Genomic DNA, 19,254 nt, shown 5'->3' on the forward strand with positions numbered 1-19,254 from the left:
CGCCGTGAAGACCTCGCGCACAGCCGATTCCCGTACGGTCAGGGGCCCGTGTCGGTACGTTCGCGCCCAGGTGCCGCTTCCGCCACCCGGCCGCACCCCCGCGCCCCGAACCACCTTCCCCGACAGAGGAGTTGCCCCATGACCGCAGTCCCGCCCGCCGCCGAAGGACTCGGCTCCCCCACCGAAAGAGCCACACCCGCCACCACCGGACCCACGCCCGCCACCACGGCGCTCGACACCGGCACCCCGCACCCCGCCCGCGTCTACGACTGGTTCCTCGGCGGTACGGACCACTACGCGGCGGACGCGGACCTCGGTCGGCAACTGGTCGCCCTCGACGCGAGCACCAAGTACTGCGCCCGGCACAACCGCTGGTTCATGCAGCGCGCCACCCGCCACCTCGCGGGCGCCGCCGGGATACGCCAGTTCCTCGACCTCGGCAGCGGCATACCGACCGAGCCGAACCTGCACCGCGTCGCGCAATCCCTCGCACCGGACGCGCGCGTCGTGTACGTGGACAACGACCCGATCGTCCTCGCGCACGCCGAGCCGCTGATGGCCGGGACCGCCACGGGCGCGAGCACCTTCCTCCAGGCGGACGTCCGCGAGCCCGACCGGATCCTGGAACTCGCCGCGTCCGTCCTGGACTTCGACGAACCGATCGCCCTCTCCCTGATCGCCCTGCTGCACTTCGTCAGCGACGAGGACGGGGCACAGGAGATCGTCGCCCGCCTCGTCGACGCCCTCGCGCCGGGCAGCCACCTGGTGCTCTCCCAGATGGCGGGCGACTGGATCCCCGAGCGCACCGACCGCGCCGTGCAGATGTACGAGGCGGGCGGCGTCACCCTGGTGCCCCGCTCCCGGGAAGAGGTCCTGCGCCTCTTCGCCGGTTTCGAGCTCCTGGACCCCGGCCTCGTCTGGCCGCCCGACTGGCGCCCGGACCTCGGCGTGGCGGAGGTGCGGGACGGGACGGAGGTGCCGTTGTACGCGGGGGTGGGGCGGAAGGGGTGAGGGGGCGCGGTCTCAGGGACGGAGGCCCGAGGGCGGAGACCTGACCCCTGGAGCCCGAGCGGCTCCGGCCCCACCCGACCCCCTTTTGGTCGCCTTGACGATAACCGTGCGGACCCAATATCGTCGAGGTGACGAAAAACGGGAGGGGTTGCACCATGGCCGACATCACCCGGCGCCTGGGCCTGCGCCATCTGCGGTCTGCGCCGACCGCTCACATCCGCCACCACAAGAACGGCAAGCTCGCCCACGACGGGCCCGGGCTGAGCTTCTGGTTCCGGCCGCTGAGCGCCGCGCTGTCCGAAGTGCCCGTCGACGACCGGGAACTGGCGGTCGCGTTCCACGCGCGCACCGCCGACTTCCAGGACGTCACGGTCCAGGCCGCGGTCACCTACCGGATCAGCGACCCGGCGGCGGCCGCGGCCCGCCTGGACTTCTCCGTCGACCCCGACACCGGGGTCTGGCGGTCCGCTCCCCTGGAGCAACTGTCCACGCTGCTCACCGAGTCGGCCCAGCAGCACGCCCTGGACGTCCTCGCCCGGATGCCGCTCTCGGAGGCGCTCGCGGAGGGCGTCGCCGCGGTACGGGAGCGGGTCCGCGCGGGGCTCGGCTCCGAGCCCCGGCTGCCCGCCACCGGCATCGAGGTCGTCGCCGCACGCGTGGTGGCGATCCGGCCCGAGCCGGAGGTGGAGCGCGCGCTGCGCACCCCGGCCCGCGAGCGCATCCAGCAGGACGCGGACAGCGCCACGTTCGAGCGCCGGGCCGTGGCCGTGGAGCGCGAGCGCGCCATCGCCGAGAACGAGCTGGCCAGCCGCATCGAACTCGCCCGTCAGGAGGAGGAGTTGGTGGCGCGGCGCGGCACCAACGCGCGCCGCGAGGCCGAGGAGAAGGCGGCGGCGGACGCCGTGCGCACCGAGGCCGAGGCCGCCCGCAAGGTCGCGCTCGCCCGGGCCGAGGCCGAGGCGGCCCGCACCGTCGGCGAGGCGCGCGCCACCGCGCAGCGGTCCTGGCTGACGGCTCACGCGAGCGCCGACCCGGCGACCCTGCACGCCCTGGCGGCGACGCGGCTCGCCGAGAACGTCCCGCGCATCGAGAGCCTCACGCTCACGCCGGACGTGGTGACGGGGCTGCTGGGGAGGCTGGGGCGCGGTGGGGGTTCCGGGGCCGCTAAGGCAGGCGCGGGGGCCGGGACGGACGCGACCGCTTCGGCCGGTGCGGACGAGGGCGCCGGGGGCACTCCGGGCACCCAGGGTGCCGCCGACGCGCACGGCGGTGGCCGGGGCGAAGGACGGCGGCGGTCATGACCCTCGCCCCACGCGCCGTCCTCGTCCACCGCACCACCGAGTACGAGGAGTTGATCGCCCGGCACGGCACCCACGGGCAGGCCGCGTTCTTCCTGTCCTCGCGCGGCCGGGACATCGACGAGGTGGCCGGGCGGCACCGGCGCGCGCAGCGGGCGCTCGCCGACGTGGCGGCCGCGGTGCCGCTCAGGTGGCGGACCGCGCGGGTGGAGCGGGCCGACCTGGACCGGTTCCTGTTCGGTCCTGAGGACGTGGTGGTCGTGGTGGGACAGGACGGGCTCGTGGCGAACGCCGCCAAGTACCTGTCGGGGCAGCCCGTCGTGGGCGTCGACACCGAGCCGGGGCGCAACCCCGGCGTCCTTGTCCGGCACCGGCCGGCCGACGCGGCGAAGCTGCTGCCGCACGCGGCGGCGGGAGCCGCCGGAGCCGACGAACTCACCATGGTCGAGGCGGTGACCGACGACGGCCAGCGGCTGTGCGCGCTCAACGAGATCTACGTCGGCGCCGCCGGGCACCAGACGGCCCGCTACCGCCTCAGCTCCGGCGCGGCCCCCGAGGGCGCGGAGGCACAGGCGTCCTCCGGGGTGGTGGTCGGCACCGGCACGGGCGCCACCGGCTGGCTGGCCTCCCTGCGCCGCCGGGCAGGGGACGTCCCGCGCCCGCCGGAGCCGCACGAGGCCCGCCTGCTCTGGTTCGTCCGGGAGGCCTGGCCGTCTCCCACGACCGGCACCTCGCTCGGCCACGGCGAACTGACCGCGGACCAACGCCTGTGGCTCACCGTCGAGTCGGACCACCTCGTGGCCTTCGGCGACGGCATGGAGGGCGACGCGCTCGGGCTCGGATGGGGACAGAGCGTGCGGCTGGGGGTGGCGGAGGGGGCGCTGCGACTGGTGGGGTGAACGGGTGAGGAGTGACGAAGATCGCAGGTGGGGGCCGGTGCGGAGGGCTCCGGGACGTAGGGCAGGATGGGCGGCCGTGTCATCGCGTACGGGAGCGAACCGGCCGACCATGGGAGCGTATTGATGGACCGAGCCCTCACCCTGCACGACTGGACCGTGGCCGGGATCGCGGTGTTCTGCGGGCTCGCCGCGGCGCTGCTGTCGCGGACGACGCTGCGGTGGCTCGGGGAGCGGGCCAGCCGTACCCGGTGGGGCGGGGACGACGTCATCGTCGACGCCGCCCGCGCGCTCGTGCCGTGTGCGGCGATCGCGGGCGGGCTCGCGGCGGCGGCGGCCGCGCTGCCGCTGACACCGCGTACCGGACGTACCGTCACGCTCGTGCTGTCGGCGCTGCTGATTCTCGCAGCCACGGTCACCGCGGCGCGGATCGTCGCGGGGCTCGTCAAGTCGCTGGCGCAGTCACGCTCCGGCGTGGCGGGCTCGGCGACCATATTCGTGAACATCAGCCGGGTCGTGGTGCTGGCCATCGGCTGTCTGGTGGTGCTGCAGACGCTCGGTGTCTCCATCGCTCCGCTGCTGACCGCCCTCGGCGTGGGGGGTCTCGCGGTCGCGCTCGCCCTCCAGGACACGCTCGCGAACCTGTTCGCGGGCGTGCACATCCTCGCCGCGAAGACCGTGCAGCCGGGCGACTACATCGAGCTGACCAGCGGTGAGGAGGGCTACGTCGTCGACATCAACTGGCGCAACACCTCGGTGCGCAACCTCTCCAACAACCTCGTCATCATCCCGAACGCCAAGCTCGCGGGCACCAACATGACCAACTACAGCCGCCCCGAACAGGAGCTGTCGATCATGGTGCAGGCGGGCGTCGGCTACGACGCCGACCTCGACCGGGTCGAGCAGGTCACCATCGAGGTCGTCGACGAGGTCATGAAGGACATCACCGGGGCCGTCCCCGACCACGAGGCCGCCATCCGCTTCCACACGTTCGGGGACTCCCGGATCGGCTTCACGGTGATCCTGGGCGTCGGCGAGTTCAGCGACCAGTACCGGATCAAGCACGAGTTCATCAAGCGGCTGCACCGGCGCTACCGCGCGGAGGGCATCCCCGTCCCCGCCCCGACGCGGACGGTGACCGTGCGCCAGGGCGAGCTTCCCGCGCTCATCCCCCACCAGCGGGACGAGGGTCGGGTCTGACCCGGGGCGCGGCCTCGCGTACCGCCTCGAAAGCCCTTGCATAAGGGGGCGTTGGGGGGTCACGAACTGCCCGTAGGGGAGCAAAACCAGTCGCATATGACGGGCGGGCAGTCTCCCCCACCCGAGGCCCTGGGACACACCCCCGTCGCACAGCGCCGGAATCCCCGGCCCCGGATACGGGGTCGGTCATTTCCGGCCGATTGCCAAAAGGAGTTGAAAAAACACACCTTGTGGTCACGGAACCGCACGAAGACGATCGGCCCCCTGCCCGTCTTCGAGGAGGTTCCCGTGACCGATCGCCTTTCGCTCTCTCCGGATTCAGCACGGCAACTCGCGACCGCCACCAAGACCGCGCCGCAGATGCGCGGCACCACCCCGCGCTATCTGCTGCGCGCCCTGCCCTGGGTGGACCTCAAGTCCGGTGTGTACCGCGTGAACCGGCGCCGCACCTTCGTGCTCGGCGACGACCGGATCAGCACCCACACCGACGGCGGCTCCACCCGCGTCATACCCGGCGACCTGCGCGAACTGCCGTACCTGCGGGACGCCGACGAGTCCTGCCTGACCGAACTCGCGGGCGCCTTCAGCGAGGTCCACTTCGAGGCCGGGCAGGTCCTCGCCCAGGAGGGCGACCCCGCCGAGCGGCTGTGGATCATCGTGCAGGGCCGCGCCGAGAAGCGGGTGACAGGCCGCTACGGCGAGGAACAGCTGATCGAGGTCATCGGAGACGGCCAGTTCTTCGACCTCGGCGCCTGGACCCGCGAGCAGCAGACGCCCTACCGCGTGCAGGCCCTGACCCCCGGTACCGCCCTGTGCGCCGACCGCAGCGCCCTGGCCGCGCTCGCCGACCGCGACGAGCGGGTCCGCTCCTCGATGACCGCGTACGTCTCCGGCAACGGCGTCCGGCCCGGCGCCGAGGTCCCCGTCGACCTCACCTCCGGCCACGTCGGCGAGCCCGACCTGCCGGCCACCTACGTCGACTACGAGGACGCGCCGCGCGAGTACCACATGACGCTCGCGCAGACGATCCTGCGCGTCCACACCCGCGTCCACGACGTCTACAGCGGCGACGTCGACCAGACCCGCCAGCAGGCGCTGCTCACCATCGAGGCGCTGCGCGAGCGACAGGAGGCGGCGCTGCTCAACCACCCGGAGTTCGGCCTCTTCCACAGCGTCGCGCCGGGCCAGCGCGTGCAGACGCGCACCGGCTCGCCGACCCCCGACGACCTCGACGAGCTGCTCGCCAAGGTGTGGAAGCAGCCCAGCTTCTTCCTCGCGCACCCGAAGGCCATCGCCGCGTTCGGCCGCGAATGCACGCGGCGGGGTGTGCCCCCGGTGACGGACAGCCGCTTCGGCAGCCCGCTGCTGACCTGGCGCGGGGTTCCGCTCCTGCCGTCGGACAAGGTGCCGTTCAGCAACGGCGTCGGCGGCAACGGCTCGGCCGCGGCCGTCGGCACCACGGAGATCCTGCTCATGCGGATGGGCGAGGCCGACCGGGGCGTGGTCGGGCTGCGGCCCGCCGAGGTCGCCGACGAGGTCGAACCCGGTCTGTCCATGCGGAACATGGGCACCGACCAGAAGGGCATCAGCTCGTACCTGATGACGGCGTACTTCAACACGGCGGTCCTCGTCGAGGACGCCATCGCGGTGCTCCAGAACGTCGAGGTGAACAACTACCATGACTACTCCTGATCTCAGGGCGCTGCTGCGTTCCCCTGAGCAGGTGCCGTCGCCGACGGCCACCGCGGCCGCCGGGGCCCCGGCGATACCCGCCGGGACGCCCACCGCGGCCACGACCGTGCCCGCCGCGCCCCCGACCGACCTGACCGGCCTCTCTGACCCGACCGGCCTCTCCGACCCGTCCGGTCTCTCCGGTCTCGCCACCGCGACCACCGGCGCCTTCTCGCCCGAGGCCGCCCGCAAGGACGTCCCGATCCTGCACCGCACCGTCAACGGCCATCCGCTCGTCTGGCTCGACAACGGGGCGACCACGCAGAAGCCCCGGCAGGTGATCGAGGCCGTCAGCGCGTACTACAGCGCGGCCAACTCCAACATCCACCGCGGCGCGCACACCATGGCACGCGAGGCCACGGAGCTGTACGAGGCGGGGCGGGGCGCGGTGGCCCGGTTCCTGGGGGCACCCTCGCCCGACACGGTCATGTTCGTGCGGGGCACCACCGAGGCGATCAACCTGGTGGCGCAGAGCTGGGGCCGGGCGCACCTCGGCCCGGGGGACGACATCCTCGTGCCCGTCCTGGAGCACCACTCGGACATCGTCCCCTGGCAGTTGATCGCCGAGGAGACGCGGGCCCGGGTCGTACCCGTGCCGCTGACGCCGGACGGCGAGATCGACCAGGCCGAGTACGCCGACCTGCTGTCCGCGCGCACCCAGATGGTCGTGATCAGCCAGGCCTCGAACGTGCTCGGCACCGTGCCGCCGGTGCGTGAGATGGCGGCGCTGGCTCACCGCTACGGCGCGAAGGTCCTGGTGGACGGCGCGCAGGCGGTGGCCCACATGCCGGTGGACGTCACGGAGTTGGGCGCGGACTTCTACGCCTTCTCCGGGCACAAGCTGTTCGCTCCCACGGGCATCGGCGCCCTGTACGCGACGCCGCAGGCCATGGCGGAGATGCGGCCCTGGCAGGGCGGCGGCAACATGATCGAGTCGGTGAGCTTCGAGCGGACGACGTTCGCGGCGATGCCGCACATGATGGAGGCGGGGACCGGCCACATCTCCGGTGTGGTCGGCCTGCTGGCGGCGATCGACTGGCTGCGCGGCTTCGACCGGAGCGCGGTGGCGGCGTACGAGCAGGAGCTCATGGCGTACGCGATGCAGGCGATGGCGACCGTCCCGGGCCTGGAGGTGATCGGGTCGGCGGCCGAGCGGATCGCGGTGCTCACCTTCACGATGGCGGGCCACGATCCGGCAGCGATCGCGGACTGGCTGGACCGGGACGGGATCGCGGTCCGCGCGGGCCACCACTGCGCGCAGCCCGCGCTCGCGCACTACGGCCTGGAGTCGGCGGCCCGCGCCTCGTTCGCGCTGTACAACACCTCGGACGAGGTGGACCAGTTGGTGGCGTCGCTGCGGCGGCTCGGCCAGTCCGGTCAGGGCGCCCCGGCGCAGCAGGCGTGATCCGGCGGGATCCGGGGCCGTCAGCCCTTGGGGCGGCGGCTCCGGGTCCTGAAGTGGAACACGATCAGGCCGACGACGGCGAAGGACGCGGCCCAGATCAGGCCGAAGCCGAGGTAGCGCCACAGGACGGTGTCGCCGAGCGAGCCGCCCACGGAGAACTGCATCGGTCCGAAGGAGGGGAAGTACTGCAGGACCGGCTTGTTGGCGGCCGGGTTGCCGAGCGGGTTCTGCAGGAACGTGTCGGTGAGGCCCCCCATGATGATGAGGAAGAAGCCCTCCAGGTCGTTCTTGACCAGGACGCCGAGCAGCAGGCCGAGCGAGCCGTAGGTGAGGGTCATGGTGGCGAACCCGGCGAGGATCGTCCCCCAGCCGGTGAGCCCGGGGCGCCAGTAGAGCAGCAGGGCCAGGGCGGTGTAGAGCGCGATGGTGCTCGCGACGATGCCGATGGCGAGCATCTTGGCGCCGACGAGGGTGGACTGGCCGAACCCGGCGAAGGCCAGGCGCTTGTCGAAGGCCAGGGCCTTGCGGACGGCGTCGAAGACGACGAAGCCGGAGATCATCGTGAGCGCGTTGAGCCCGGCGGTGATCAGCGTGATGTGCTTGCCGCCGACACTCAGCATCTCGCCGGTCGCGTACAGCTTGAAGTCCACGTCCTTGTCGCCCGCGATGGCCGTCATCAGCAGATACCAGAGCGGCACGAACAGCAGGAGGAGCAGCGCGGCGAGGCGGTTGCGGCTCTGTTCGCGTACGGAGAACCGCAGCGCGGTCGGGAACTGGCCGTACAGCGGGGTGCCCGGGAGGGTGTCAGGCGCCGGCATGGCTGGGCTCCTTCACTGCCGTGTCACGGTGCGTCAGACGGCCGTCGACGAGGTCGGCGAGGACGTCGAAGCGCTCCTGCTCGAAGACGAGGTGGGTGATGACGACGACGGCCTTGTCCCGCTCGTGCAGTTGGTCGACGAGGTCCCAGAAGCGTAGGTAGGTCTCCCAGTCGAAGCCCTGGTACGGCTCGTCGAGGAGCAGGACGTCCGGGTCGTGCAGGAGCGCGAGGGTGAGGTTGAGCTTCTGGCGGGTGCCGCCGGACAGCTCGCCCGCCGCGGTGTCGCGGTACTTGTCGTAGCCCAGCAGGCGCACCAGTTCGTCCGCGCGGTCCAGGTCGGCGAGGCGGTGGGCGGCGGCGAAGTAGCGCAGGTGCTGGTCGACGGTGAGGTTGGCGTTGAGGACGGGGTCCTGCGGGCAGTAGCCGAGCGTGCCGCCGAGGGAGACCTCGCCCCGGTCGACGCGCAGGGTGCCCGCGATCGCCTTGAGGAGCGTCGACTTGCCGGAGCCGTTCTCGCCCACGACCGCGACCAGTTGCCCGGGCTCGACCGTGAGGTCCACTCCGCGCAGCACCTGATGTCGGCCGTAGGCCTTGTGGATGTCCCGGGCGGTGAGTGCGGGTTCGGGCCGTGCGGTCATGCCTGGCCTCCTTCTGCTTGGGGTGCCTGGGGAGTCGCGTTCAGCCCGCCCGCGTAGATGCTCAGGAGCTCCGGGCCCCAGCGGGCCAGGCCCGCCGCCGACAGCGGGTCGACGCCGAGCACCCCGGTCAGCTGGTCGCGGAGCAGGAACACCGAGAGGTCGTTGACCAGCAGCAGCGCGGCGCGGACCTGGGGATCGTGGCCCCTGTCGGCGGCGCCCGACTCGGCGAGGTCGTCCAGCGTCTCCCTGCTCATCGCGTACAGCCGCCGGAACAGGCCGCGGCCCGCCTCCGTGTCGGACAGCAGGAGCCTGCGCAGATAGCCGGGCAGGGGGGAGCCGACCGGCAGGTGGCGCAGGAAGACCTCGCCGAGTGAGCGCGCGGCGGCCCCCGACTCGTCGAGCAGCTCCGGACCGTTCTCGCCGGTCAGCTCGCTGAGCATGCCCTCGAAGACCTTGATGACGTACTGGTCGACCTCCTGGCGCAGGCCGTCCTTGGAGCGGAAGTGGTGCACCACGAGCCCCGGTGAGACACCGGCCGCCGTGGCGATCTGCCGGACGGTCACCACGTCGGGGCCGTGCACGGCGAAGAGGCGCAGGGCCTCGTCTCTGATGACCGCCCGCGTGGTGCGATCCTCGGGCATTGAACGCATATACAGCAGACTAAACGCTCGTTCAGCCGCCTGTCCAGCGCCGCCGGCGGCGCGGGGCCGTCCACCATCCGTGGAGGGCCGCGGCACCCGTCTCCACAGATGATGGAGACGGATATCCGGAAATTGATCGGGGGCCTTGCGGGCAAAACCCGTCAGGCGATCGATGGCACCCGGGCACCACCCCTGCAAAACTCTTTCCGAGCCGAAAGAACAGGGCCAAGAGGGGGTCAGAGGGGGACTTCGCACTTCCTTTCTTTCCGAGCGGCCAGTGCGCCCTTTGTTGTCCAGTGATGCCGTTTGCTGCCACCGAGGGGAACGTCATGCACATCCATGTCCTGGGGCCTGTTTCCGTGGCCACGGACGGGAAACTCCACGGAATCCAGGCCAACAAGGTGCGGGCCATGCTGGCCACGCTCGCCCTCGACGCGGGTCGCGCCGTCGCGCACGGGGACCTCGCCGACGAGCTGTGGGCGGGCCAGCCGCTCGGCAACACCCGCAACGCGCTCCAGGCGCACGCCACCCGGCTGCGCAAGGTGCTCGACGGACACCGGCTCGACGCTCACCGACCGTGCCGTCGCGGCGGGACCGTCCTGCGCGCGGTGCGCGGCGGCTACCTGCTGGATGTGCCGCCGGGGTCCGTCGACGGCGACCGCTTCCTGGACCTGGCCACGCGCGGCGCGGCGGCGCTGCCCGTGGCCCCCGAGCGCGCGATCGAGCTGCTCCAGGCCGCACTCGAGCTGTGGCGGGGGCCCGCGCTGCTCGACGCGGGCGACGGGCTGCGCTGCCGGGGCGCGGCCGCGCTCTTCGACGAGCGGCGCCTGACGGTCCGTGAGGATCTGATCAGGGCCCGGCTCGCGGTCGGCGACGCCGCCCGCGCGGTGGCCGAGCTGCGCCGCCTGGTGGCTCAGCACCCGCTGCGCGAGCGCTTCTGCGAGCTCCTGATGCTCGGCCTGTACCGCACCGGCCGGCAGGCGGAGGCCCTTGAGCTGTTCCATGTGACGCGGCGGCGGCTCGACGAGGAGCTCGGCGTGCGGCCGGGAATCGTGCTCCAGCGTCGGCACACGGAAATCCTCTCGCAGGACCCGGCGCTTTCCCTTTCAACCGCCACAGCGGCCACGTGAAGCACCGCGACCGCTCCGACGCCGTTTCCGTACCGGCCGCCCCACTTCTCGCTTTTCGAAATGCGCCGCAGCCTCAATCGCCGCCGCCTCGAACGACGGGGCAGCGGCCCGGTCGCCGAGAGACATTTCCTCGCGTGCTCAACGAAACCTCATTTCCGTGTGAGACATCCGGTTCGCCGACCGCAGGAGCAGCCGCGTGACGACCTCCCATCCGCAACCGCCCCGGGCCGCCGCCCCCGCCCGGCCCGGGGAGCCCGTCGCCGTCGTGGGCGTCGCGGCGCTCGACCCGGGCACGCTCGACGACGTCGTGGTGGACGTCGCCCGCTTCGGCATCCCGCCCCTCCAGGCCAGGTCCATGAACCGGATGCAGCTGCTGATGCTGGAGGCGGCCCGCCGCTGCCTGGCCGACGCGGACCACCCGGAGCGGCCGCTGCCCGCCGAGCGCACCGACGTCGTCGCCGGTCTGTGCTTCGCCCTCGACCGGCAGCACGCGAACGCCCTGCGGGTCGAACTCCCCCGCTACGCCCGCGAGGTGGAGCGCGCGGCCGTCGCCGCGGGCACCGACCCGGACAGCGCCGCGCGCGCCGGGGACGAGCTGCGCGAGCTGCTCACGCGGCGGCTCGGCGGGTCGCCGCACGACCGGGTCGGCGAGATGGCGAGCACGATCCCGGCGCGGATCGCGGCGGCCTTCAAGCTCCACGGCCGCACCCTCGCCGTGGAGTCCGCGGAGGCCACGTCGTTCGTGGCCCTCGCCCACGCGCTGGAACAGCTGCGGGCAAAGGAGTCGGACGCGGTCCTCGTCCTGACCGGCCAGCGGGACGAGAGTCCGTACGTGGCGCGGGCGTTGGCGGCGAAGAGCGGGGCAGGGTCGGGGCAGGCGCCCCCCGACGGCCCCCCGCCCCCGCGCCCTCTCACCGAAGGGGTCGGCGCCGTCCTCCTCAAGCGGCTCTCGGACGCCGTCCGCGACCAGGACCGCGTCTACGCCACGATCCTCGACTGCACCCTGCGCCACGACCCGCAGCCCGGCTGCTTCCGCCCGTCGCGCTCCGCCGAGCTGCGGCAGGGCGCGGCCGCCGCGTCGCTGCGGGCGGCCGGGGTCGACCCGGACACGGTGCAGTACGTCGAGTACGTGGACTCGGCCGTCACCACCGGGGGCGGAGCCACGACCGTCACCACCGGTGTCGGAGCCACGACCGTCCCGGGCGGGGCCGAAACCACGACCAGCTCAGGCGGGCCCGAGGCCACGACCGTCCCGAGCCGGCCCGGAGCCACGACCAGCCCGGACAGGCCCGGAGCCACGACCGTCCCGAGCGGGCCCGGAGCCACAACCAGCCCGGACAGGCCCGAAACCACCACCGGCCCCACCCCACCGCGCCCCGCGCCGGGCCCCGTGGCGCTCGGCAGTGGCGACGGCCGCGCCTTCGCGCACGCGGGACTCGCCGCGCTCACGAAGGTCGCCCTGGCCCTGCACCAGGGGCGCTATCCCGGTCGGCCGGGCGCCGCCGGTGCGGAGTCGGACGGCACGGCGGCCCGGGTGCCGGGGCCCGGCGCCCCGTGGCAGGCGGGGGTGCGGGCCGGCGTGCCGCGGCGCGCGGTGGTCCAAGGGGCGTCCCTCACCGGCACGTTCAGCCACCTCGTCCTGGAAGAGCACCCCGGCCCGGGGGCGAGCGGGCCACGGGCCGGGGGCGGCCGCCCGGTGCCCCGGGGTCGTACCCGGCGTGCCTGGGCAGCCGCGACGCGGGCCGTGCCGGTCGCGGTGGTCGGGCTCGGGGGGAGGTTCGCCGGGGCCGCGGACGCCGCCGGGTTCTGGCGCGTGGTGTCGTCGGGCCGGACCCGGATCGGGCCCGTGCCGGACGCGGTGCTCGACCGGGAGCTCTACCACTCCCCCGGCGCCCTCAGCCTCACCTACTCGTACACCGACCAGGGCGGCCACGTGCCGGTGCCCGACGAGCCGCCGGAGGACCTCGGGGTGCTGCCGCCCCGGTACGCGGCGCTCGACGGCGCGCAGCGGCTCGCGCTCGCCGTCGCGGCGGAGCTGTTCGCGCCGCGCCGGGCCCTCAGCGGACGCGGCGTGGTCGCGGTCGGCGGGACGCTGGGGCTCACGCGGGAGCGGCAGGCCCACGCCGGGCTCGTGCTGGACGGGCTCGACGACACGATCGCCGGGCTCCCCGCGCTCGCCGGGCTCTCCGCCCTCGGCCGCAAACGGCTCCTGGAACGGCTGCGGGAGCGCACCGGCCGGGCGGACCGGGCCGATGGGGGCTCGAGCGGGCTGCCGCCCGCGCTCCTCGACGGCTGCCTCGCCAGCGGCGTCGCCGCGCTGCTCGCGAACGAGTACGGGCTCGACGCGGTGCCGCTCGCGGTGGAAGCGGCCTGCGCGTCGTCACTGGCCGCGCTCGACATCGCCGTCGGCGCGCTGCGCTCGGGCACGGCGGACTACGCGGTCGCGGGCGGCGTCGAACTGGCCTGCAACGTACGGGACATGGTGCTGTGCTCGGCCCTCGGCCTGCTCTCGCACAGCAGGAACGCGCCGTTCGACGCGGGCGCCGACGGGTTCACACCGGGTGACGGCTGCGGGCTCTTCCTGCTGAAGCGGTACGACGACGCGCTGCGCGACGGCGACACGGTGCACGGCGTGATCCGTGCGGTCGGCGCGTCCAACGACGCCAAGTCGCTCATCGCGCCGGACGTCGCGGGCCAGGTGCGCGCCATGCAACGGGCCTTCGCCCAGGTCGACTTCGAGCCCTGCACGGTCGACTACCTGGAGGCGCACGGCACCGGCACCAAGGTCGGCGACCGCGTCGAGATCGCGGCGGCGGCGCGCCTGTACGCGGGCGGGCCGCGGGCCGAACCGCTGCGCATCGGCTCGGCGAAGTCGTTCTTCGGGCACACCTTCGCGGCGGCGGGCAGCGCGGGCCTGCTGCGCACCCTGCTCGCCCTGCGGGCCGGGACGCTGCCGCCCAACACCCTGCTGCGCACCCTCAATCCGGCGCTCGGGCTCGCCGCCGTCCCCGCCGAGATCCGCACCGACCCGCAGCCCTGGGCGCGCCCGCCGGGCAGGCCGCGGCGGGCGGCCGTCAGCTCCTTCGGCACCGGCGGCATCAACTACCACGTGCTCGTAGAGGAACACCGCGAGGAAGGGTCCGGACCGCGATGAGTTTCGCCTTCGGCGCAGACGCCGACACGTCCGCCGCCACCGACAGCGGGATCGACGCCGACAGCGCCGCCGCGGGCGCCGCGCATCCCGACGCCGCGGAGATGTGCCGCATGGTCGAGGCCTTCGCGCGGCGCGAACTCGGTGACGTACCTGATCCGTTCGATCCCGCGGAGTTCCGGCGGCGCTGGCTGCTCGCGGGCGGGCAGGGGCTCCTCGGCAGCGTGGTGCCGACGGCGTACGGCGGCAGCGGTCTGGACGCGGTCACGGCCGCGGCCGTCCTGGAGGCGCTGGGCTACGGCTCGCCGGACACCGGGTTCGCGTTCTCCCTCGCGGCGCACCTGTTCGCCGCGGTGATGCCGGTCGTGGAGTTCGGCACGGAGCGGCAGAAGCGGCGGTGGCTGCCAGCGCTGTGCTCGGGCGAGCGGATCGCGGCGCACGCCATCACGGAGCCGGAGGCCGGTTCGGACACCCTCGCGCTGCGGACGCGTGCGGTGCGCGACGGCGACCGCTACGTCCTCGACGGCGCCAAGGCGTTCACGACGAACGCGCCGGTGGCGGACGTGTTCGTGGTGCAGGCGGCGACAGCGGCCGGCGGCGGGTTCTTCGGCCTGACGGCGTTCGTCGTCGAGGCGGGCACGCCGGGGCTCACGGTCGGTCCTGCGTACGACAAGGTGGGGCTGCGCGGCTCCCCGACGGCCGATGTGCGCCTCGACGGGTGCGTGGTGCCCGCGAGTCAGGTGCTCGGGGCCGAGGGGGCGGGCGCGAGCGTGTTCGCGGGCTCCATGAAGTGGGAGCGCACCTGCCTGTTCGCGGCGTATCTCGGCGCGATGCGGCGCGTCCTCGAAACCACGGTCGCCCACGTCAAGGAGCGCGAGCAGTTCGGGGTGCCCATCGGCGGCTTCCAGGCGGTGAGTCATCGCGTCGTCGACATGACGCTGGCCCTGGAGTCGGCGCGGCTGCTGCTCCACAAGGCGGCGCGGGATCTCGCACGGGGCAGCGAGGACGAGGTCGCGCCCGCGCTCGCGAAGCTCGCCGTCAGCGAGGCGGCCGTGCGGATCGGCCTCGACGCGGTCCAGCTGCGGGGCGCGCTCGGCGTCCTGGCGGGCGGCGACGCCGAGACGCTGCTGCGGGACGCGCTGCCGGCCCGCATCTTCTCCGGGACCAACGAGATCCAGAAGAACAACATCGCCCGCGCCCTCGGTCTCGGCGGCAACCGCCGTGCGGGCGGCAGGCGCTGACCGTACGGACCGCACACCTTCCGACTGACGGGATGTCATGCAGCATGTCGCCCACCCCATCCGCCACCACCGTCATCGTGCATCGCATCCGGCTGCTGGACGGCGTGGACCCGGAGCGGTTCGAGTCCTGGGTCCGGGACGTCGACTACGCGGCTTGTCCGCGGCTGCCGGGGGTGGTCGCGTTCGCCGTGCACCGCGTCGCGGACGCCGGGGCGGCTTCGCCCGGTGAGTACTTCGAGGTCATCGAGGTGACCGACCGAGCGGACTTCGCCCGGGATATGCGTTCCGGCACATTCCGTGGACTGGTCGCCGAATTCGAGAAGATGGCCACGGTGGTGGCCGAGTTGACGGGGGATCGGGTGGGGTCCGGATACCGGTCCGGATAGTGCCGCGATGCGGGATCGGGGTGCGAAGCGGAATCCAGGGGCGTGGGCACGCAATCAGGGAGGCGGCATTCCCGGTCGGGCGCTGTTCATCCCTCTTGGCCACGGAATTCCGCGGTCCGCCCGATTGTCGCCATCAAGCCTGTTTCATAGGCGATGGCGACGGCCTGGGCGCGTGTGCTCACGCCCATCTTCCGGAGCACGTGGTGGACGTGGGACCGGACGGTCGCGAGGGACACGGAGAGTTTCTCGGCGACTTCCGCGTTCGACTTCCCCTGGGCGAGCAGGACGATCACCTCGGACTCGCGCGGCGTGAGATCGGCGGCCCTGCGCCCGACACCGCAGGGGCGCCCCTGCTGGGGCAGGCCCTGGAGGCAGCGCCGGGCGGCGGCCGGCATCACCATGGAGGCGCCCGCGCTCACCGTGCGCAGCACGTGGATCAGATCGTCCGCGGAGGAGTCGGGGGCGAGGACCGCTCTGACGCCGACGCACAGGGCCTCGACGGAGCGGTGCGCGGACTCGGCCTTGGCGATCAGGACTATCTTCGTCAGGGCGGCGAGCTCGGCCAGCTCACGGCTGTCGTCCAGGCCGAGCGCCGGTGCCACCACGATCATGACGTGGGGGGTCAGCTCGGCGACGGTCGCGGCGGATTCACGTCCTGTGGTGAATCCGAGGACCTCGAAGTCGGGCTGCTGATCGAGCAGCGCGCGCATCGCCGCGGACATGATCGACTCGTCGCAGCACACCAGGACGCGGATCTTCATGGATCGCCGCCTCACCGCATCCCGGCCGGCCACGGGCCGCGCCCACGCCGGTCACACCGGACCGTTCCTCCCCTTCTTCTCGTCCCGGCCGTCACCGCAACCCACCCACGCGGGCCGGCCTCCCCGGCCCGAGGACGACTTCCGGCTGGTGCCCCCCTGCAGCAGTTCCCCATCTCGCCGCCCCCCTTTGAATGACACGACCATGTGCCTTCGGGTACCCCTCGTCGCTGCTGCCCGTAAACGTGTCCGGCTGCTGTTCGAATCTGCGCTTTCTCCGTTCGTACGCCCTCTCTCGCGGCATATCAGGGCAGACTCACGGGTGCGGAATATGCCGTCCGCACTGCAACATTATGTGGGCGCAACTGGCGTCCGGGCGAGGATTATCGGAAGAAGCATGAGAATGGCTCGAAACGGCGCGACGGGAAAGTCAGATCCTCCGCAGGTGTGCGTCGGCAGGGCGGCGTGGGGAGCACGGGAACTCGGTGGCGGGCCACCCGAGGCGGCTCACGAAGAACGCGCGCCCGGGAATCCGGAGGCTCGACTGGAACGCCGCCCGTAGATCTTCGTGCTGGAGGACGACGCTCACGGGGTGCAGGGCGAGCCCGGCGACGGTCGCGCACAGCCAGTAATCGGCCAGTCGCGCTCCGCCCTTGACAGCGTCCGCGAGCGTCGGCTCCGTCCGGTCGAAGCTCATGGCGACGACGACGGGCGTCGGACGCACCATCCGGGCGAGCCCGTGGGCGAGGCGGCGGCCGACGAAGCGGTCGTAGCGGACGGGGCCGAGCAGCCGCATCGTCGCGGGCGCGAGGGCGGCGCGCAGGGCCTGCCTGCTCGGCCACGACAACGGCCCGAACAGCTGGTCGAGGGCGAAGCCGTCGCCGCGCGCGGCGGCTCGGGAGCGGTCGGCCCGCAGGAACGCGTACGTCTCGCGCCAGGCCTCACGGTGGCTGAAGTCGCGGCCGCCGTGCTCGGCCACGAAGTCGGCGAACGCCGCGCGGTCGGTGCCGGACGTCAGATGCCGCACGGTGACGTCCGCGCCGCGCGCCGCCGCGCACCCCGAGGGGGCGAGCAGGCCGTCCAGGAGGGCGGGCCGGACGGGCTGGGGGCGGTAGGGGGCGCGGTTGGTGCGGCGGGCGCGGGCGGCGGCGCGCAGGGCACGCAGCTCCGCACCGCCGTCCCGGGCACCGGGGCCGACGTCGCCTCCGGCCCCGGTCGCGCCCCCGGCCCCTGCCCCGGCCTCCGCTCCGGCCTCAACTCCGGCCTCAGCCCCGGGCCCTGCCCCGCCCCGGCCCCGCAGCCGCGCCACGCACAGCGCCGTCCACGACCGGGGCCAGGCGGTCCCCGGCAGTTCGGCGCCGTGCGCCGCCCCCGCATCCAACGGGCCGTCGGCGAAGCGCAGGGCGTCCACGGACCAGCCCTGTGCCTCCAGGGCCCGCAGCAGGAGCTGCCAGTACAGGCCGCAGCTGAGCAGCATCTCGACGGCGTGGGCGGGCAGCGACCGCAGCTCCCGGTCACGGTCGAGCCCGAGGACGAGGTACTGACACGTCTCGTCCGCCTCGCCCGCCCCCTTCGCCTCGTCCGCCTCCTTCACCTCGTACGTATCGTCTGCCGCGTCCGTCCCATCGCCGCGCCCACCCCGCCCGCCCTCGGGACCCTCGGCCTCCCGGAGCACCCCGGGCACCCCGGGCACCCCGCTCGCCCCCGCCTCCCCTTCGACCACCCGCACAGCGGCAGCCCGAGACACCTCGCTCCTGGCCCACGCCACCGCCCACGGCTGGCAGTTGTGGGACGAGGGGCTGAGCACGGCGATCCGGGCGGCCTCCCGCAGAGCGTCGGCGAATTCGGCGGAGGAGGCGGAGCGCGTGGTCGTGGGCGCGGCTGAGGCGGCGGGTTCCGTGGTCGTGGGCGCGGTGGGGACGCCGGGGGCAGGGGCCCGTTCTGTGGTCATCGTCGTGTTCTCCTCAGCTCCACGCGGGGCATGCGAGCAGGCGGCGTTCTCGTGGGTCCGGCACCGTCCGTGCGTCAGCGGTCCACGGGCGGGGGCAGCAGGAAGGGGTAGGGCTTGCGCCGGATCTTGCGGTGCCAGAGCCGGTCGGCCGCGCGCAGGCGTTGGATCAGCTCCCACATGCGCGCGTCGTCGCGGTAGTACGCAAGGACCTCGGCGGCCGTGATCGGCTCCGTGAGGCGGGCGTTGGCCTGCTCCAGGAACGCGGGGATCAGCGCGTCCAGGCGTTCCTTGTGGAGGTTGCCGAGGAAGTCCAGGAGCACGCCGCGCGTCGCGTAGAACTTGTCGAAGACGGACCTGGCCACGCAGAGGCGGACGGCGTCACGCAGGATCCACGGCAGCGAGGTGAAGAACAGGCGCACGTCGAGGAGTTCGCGGCCGCGGCCGTCACGCATCAGCGGGGTGGTGACGTCCAGATAGGTCAACTCGCCGTCCATGTCGACCCAGTTGGAGGCCTGCGCGTCCAGGCCGAGCGTCGGGTGCACAGCGGCGTCGACGCGGTCGAGGAAGCGGGCGAAGAAGTTCTTCGCCCAGGCCTCGTCCTCGGTGTGCAGGAGCCGGGAACAGAGCCGCTCCGGGGGGAGTTCGCGCTGCACGCAGTACGCCGTGATCCGCCCGGAGGGCCCGGCGGTGTGCCACACCTCGGTGGGCGCGACGGTCAGGCCCCGGTCGGCGAGTCGGCGCAGATACGCGTCGAGCGAGTGGCGGTAGCGCTCGAAGCGGTCCCGGTCGGGGAAGGCAGGCAGCCGTTTGCAGGCGAAGGAGCCCTCGTCGGTGCGGAGCCGGAGCACGAGGGTGATCTCGCCGTGGCCGAGGACGTCGAGGGCGCCGTCGTCGGCTCGGCGCAGCGCGTCCTGCACCTGTTCCTCCAGGCGCGCAAGCGCGGTACGGGGGACCGTGAGGGTCATGGGTGCCTCGCTCTCGGCGGCAGCGGGGGTACGGG

15 protein-coding genes and 1 pseudogene are annotated in these 19,254 nt (G+C 73.3%); 10 read left to right on the forward strand and 6 right to left on the reverse strand.

Annotated elements, in window-relative coordinates:
* Positions 1-138 precede the first annotated feature (138 nt).
* The 6 genes and pseudogenes from QUY26_RS05225 to QUY26_RS05250 all read left to right on the forward strand — a co-directional run bounded on the left by QUY26_RS05225 (position 139) and on the right by QUY26_RS05250 (position 7,541).
* On the forward strand, positions 139-1,011 hold the full coding sequence (locus tag QUY26_RS05225) for an SAM-dependent methyltransferase (RefSeq protein WP_289943928.1): 873 nt from the start codon (positions 139-141) through the stop codon (positions 1,009-1,011).
* A 155-nt stretch (positions 1,012-1,166) separates the two neighbouring features.
* A pseudogene (locus QUY26_RS05230) lies at positions 1,167-2,174 on the forward strand (SPFH domain-containing protein); the annotation flags it as partial.
* A gap of 134 nt (positions 2,175-2,308) precedes the next feature.
* A complete protein-coding gene (locus QUY26_RS05235; RefSeq protein ID WP_289943930.1) occupies positions 2,309-3,208 on the forward strand; it encodes a hypothetical protein in 900 nt (299 codons plus the stop codon).
* Positions 3,209-3,331: 123 nt separating this feature from the next.
* Positions 3,332-4,405 carry a mechanosensitive ion channel family protein gene (locus tag QUY26_RS05240; RefSeq protein ID WP_289943931.1) on the forward strand — a complete coding sequence of 358 codons (1,074 nt, stop codon included), beginning with the start codon at positions 3,332-3,334 and terminating at the stop codon, positions 4,403-4,405.
* Between the two features lie 288 nt (positions 4,406-4,693).
* Complete coding sequence (locus tag QUY26_RS05245) at positions 4,694-6,097, forward strand: family 2B encapsulin nanocompartment shell protein (RefSeq protein WP_289943932.1); 1,404 nt, start codon at positions 4,694-4,696, stop codon at positions 6,095-6,097.
* Positions 6,084-7,541 carry a cysteine desulfurase gene (locus QUY26_RS05250; protein ID WP_289943933.1) on the forward strand — a complete coding sequence of 486 codons (1,458 nt, stop codon included), beginning with the start codon at positions 6,084-6,086 and terminating at the stop codon, positions 7,539-7,541. The genes QUY26_RS05245 and QUY26_RS05250 overlap by 14 nt, the downstream gene beginning before the upstream one ends.
* 20 nt (positions 7,542-7,561) lie before the next feature.
* Here QUY26_RS05250 and QUY26_RS05255 read toward each other — a convergent pair whose 3' ends face one another.
* The 3 genes from QUY26_RS05255 to QUY26_RS05265 are packed head-to-tail and all read right to left on the reverse strand — an operon-like array spanning position 7,562 to position 9,646.
* Positions 7,562-8,359 carry a hypothetical protein gene (locus tag QUY26_RS05255; protein WP_289943934.1) on the reverse strand — a complete coding sequence of 266 codons (798 nt, stop codon included), beginning with the start codon at positions 8,357-8,359 and terminating at the stop codon, positions 7,562-7,564.
* On the reverse strand, positions 8,346-8,996 hold the full coding sequence (locus QUY26_RS05260) for an ABC transporter ATP-binding protein (protein ID WP_289943935.1): 651 nt from the start codon (positions 8,994-8,996) through the stop codon (positions 8,346-8,348). Before QUY26_RS05260 ends, QUY26_RS05255 begins: the two co-directional genes overlap by 14 nt.
* Entirely contained in the window at positions 8,993-9,646 is a 654-nt protein-coding gene (locus tag QUY26_RS05265) for a TetR/AcrR family transcriptional regulator (RefSeq protein WP_289943936.1), read from the reverse strand. Before QUY26_RS05265 ends, QUY26_RS05260 begins: the two co-directional genes overlap by 4 nt.
* Positions 9,647-9,966: 320 nt before the next feature.
* Between QUY26_RS05265 and QUY26_RS05270 the strand changes: the two genes are divergently transcribed.
* The 4 genes from QUY26_RS05270 to QUY26_RS05285 all read left to right on the forward strand — a co-directional run bounded on the left by QUY26_RS05270 (position 9,967) and on the right by QUY26_RS05285 (position 15,545).
* The gene (locus QUY26_RS05270; RefSeq protein WP_289943937.1) at positions 9,967-10,767 is read left to right on the forward strand and encodes an AfsR/SARP family transcriptional regulator; all 801 of its coding nucleotides are present in this window, start codon (positions 9,967-9,969) and stop codon (positions 10,765-10,767) included.
* Between the two features lie 196 nt (positions 10,768-10,963).
* Positions 10,964-13,921 (forward strand): polyketide synthase, encoded by a 2,958-nt coding sequence (locus tag QUY26_RS05275; RefSeq protein WP_289943938.1) that lies wholly within the window; start codon positions 10,964-10,966, stop codon positions 13,919-13,921.
* Positions 13,918-15,159 carry an L-prolyl-[peptidyl-carrier protein] dehydrogenase gene (gene redW / locus QUY26_RS05280; RefSeq protein WP_289943939.1) on the forward strand — a complete coding sequence of 414 codons (1,242 nt, stop codon included), beginning with the start codon at positions 13,918-13,920 and terminating at the stop codon, positions 15,157-15,159. The genes QUY26_RS05275 and redW overlap by 4 nt, the downstream gene beginning before the upstream one ends.
* A 44-nt stretch (positions 15,160-15,203) precedes the next feature.
* Positions 15,204-15,545: a RedY protein gene (locus QUY26_RS05285; protein WP_289943940.1), complete on the forward strand. Its 342-nt coding sequence runs from the start codon at positions 15,204-15,206 to the stop codon at positions 15,543-15,545.
* A gap of 86 nt (positions 15,546-15,631) precedes the next feature.
* Here the strand turns inward: QUY26_RS05285 and QUY26_RS05290 are convergent, their stop codons facing one another.
* The 3 genes from QUY26_RS05290 to QUY26_RS05300 form a co-directional block, all read right to left on the reverse strand.
* Positions 15,632-16,306: a response regulator transcription factor gene (locus QUY26_RS05290; protein WP_289943941.1), complete on the reverse strand. Its 675-nt coding sequence runs from the start codon at positions 16,304-16,306 to the stop codon at positions 15,632-15,634.
* 427 nt (positions 16,307-16,733) lie between these two features.
* Positions 16,734-18,254 carry a RedV protein gene (locus QUY26_RS05295; RefSeq protein WP_289943942.1) on the reverse strand — a complete coding sequence of 507 codons (1,521 nt, stop codon included), beginning with the start codon at positions 18,252-18,254 and terminating at the stop codon, positions 16,734-16,736.
* Between the two features lie 74 nt (positions 18,255-18,328).
* The gene (locus QUY26_RS05300) at positions 18,329-19,219 is read right to left on the reverse strand and encodes a DUF6206 family protein (protein WP_289943943.1); all 891 of its coding nucleotides are present in this window, start codon (positions 19,217-19,219) and stop codon (positions 18,329-18,331) included.
* Positions 19,220-19,254 lie beyond the last annotated feature (35 nt).

This window comes from Streptomyces flavofungini, from assembly GCF_030388665.1.
In the GTDB taxonomy this organism is placed as follows: domain Bacteria; phylum Actinomycetota; class Actinomycetes; order Streptomycetales; family Streptomycetaceae; genus Streptomyces; species Streptomyces flavofungini_A.

Bases quoted from the DNA above. Each gene is read 5' to 3' on its own strand.
- QUY26_RS05285 (WP_289943940.1), top strand. From the start codon at position 15,204: ATGTCGCCCACCCCATCCGCCACCACCGTCATCGTGCATCGCATCCGG.
- QUY26_RS05250 (WP_289943933.1), top strand. From the start codon at position 6,084: ATGACTACTCCTGATCTCAGGGCGCTGCTGCGTTCCCCTGAGCAGGTG.
- QUY26_RS05240 (WP_289943931.1), top strand. From the start codon at position 3,332: ATGGACCGAGCCCTCACCCTGCACGACTGGACCGTGGCCGGGATCGCG.
- QUY26_RS05225 (WP_289943928.1), top strand. From the start codon at position 139: ATGACCGCAGTCCCGCCCGCCGCCGAAGGACTCGGCTCCCCCACCGAA.
- QUY26_RS05235 (WP_289943930.1), top strand. From the start codon at position 2,309: ATGACCCTCGCCCCACGCGCCGTCCTCGTCCACCGCACCACCGAGTAC.
- QUY26_RS05265 (WP_289943936.1), bottom strand. From the start codon at position 9,646: ATGCGTTCAATGCCCGAGGATCGCACCACGCGGGCGGTCATCAGAGAC.
- QUY26_RS05295 (WP_289943942.1), bottom strand. From the start codon at position 18,254: ATGACCACAGAACGGGCCCCTGCCCCCGGCGTCCCCACCGCGCCCACG.
- QUY26_RS05255 (WP_289943934.1), bottom strand. From the start codon at position 8,359: ATGCCGGCGCCTGACACCCTCCCGGGCACCCCGCTGTACGGCCAGTTC.
- redW (WP_289943939.1), top strand. From the start codon at position 13,918: ATGAGTTTCGCCTTCGGCGCAGACGCCGACACGTCCGCCGCCACCGAC.
- QUY26_RS05270 (WP_289943937.1), top strand. From the start codon at position 9,967: ATGCACATCCATGTCCTGGGGCCTGTTTCCGTGGCCACGGACGGGAAA.
- QUY26_RS05260 (WP_289943935.1), bottom strand. From the start codon at position 8,996: ATGACCGCACGGCCCGAACCCGCACTCACCGCCCGGGACATCCACAAG.
- QUY26_RS05300 (WP_289943943.1), bottom strand. From the start codon at position 19,219: ATGACCCTCACGGTCCCCCGTACCGCGCTTGCGCGCCTGGAGGAACAG.
- QUY26_RS05290 (WP_289943941.1), bottom strand. From the start codon at position 16,306: ATGAAGATCCGCGTCCTGGTGTGCTGCGACGAGTCGATCATGTCCGCG.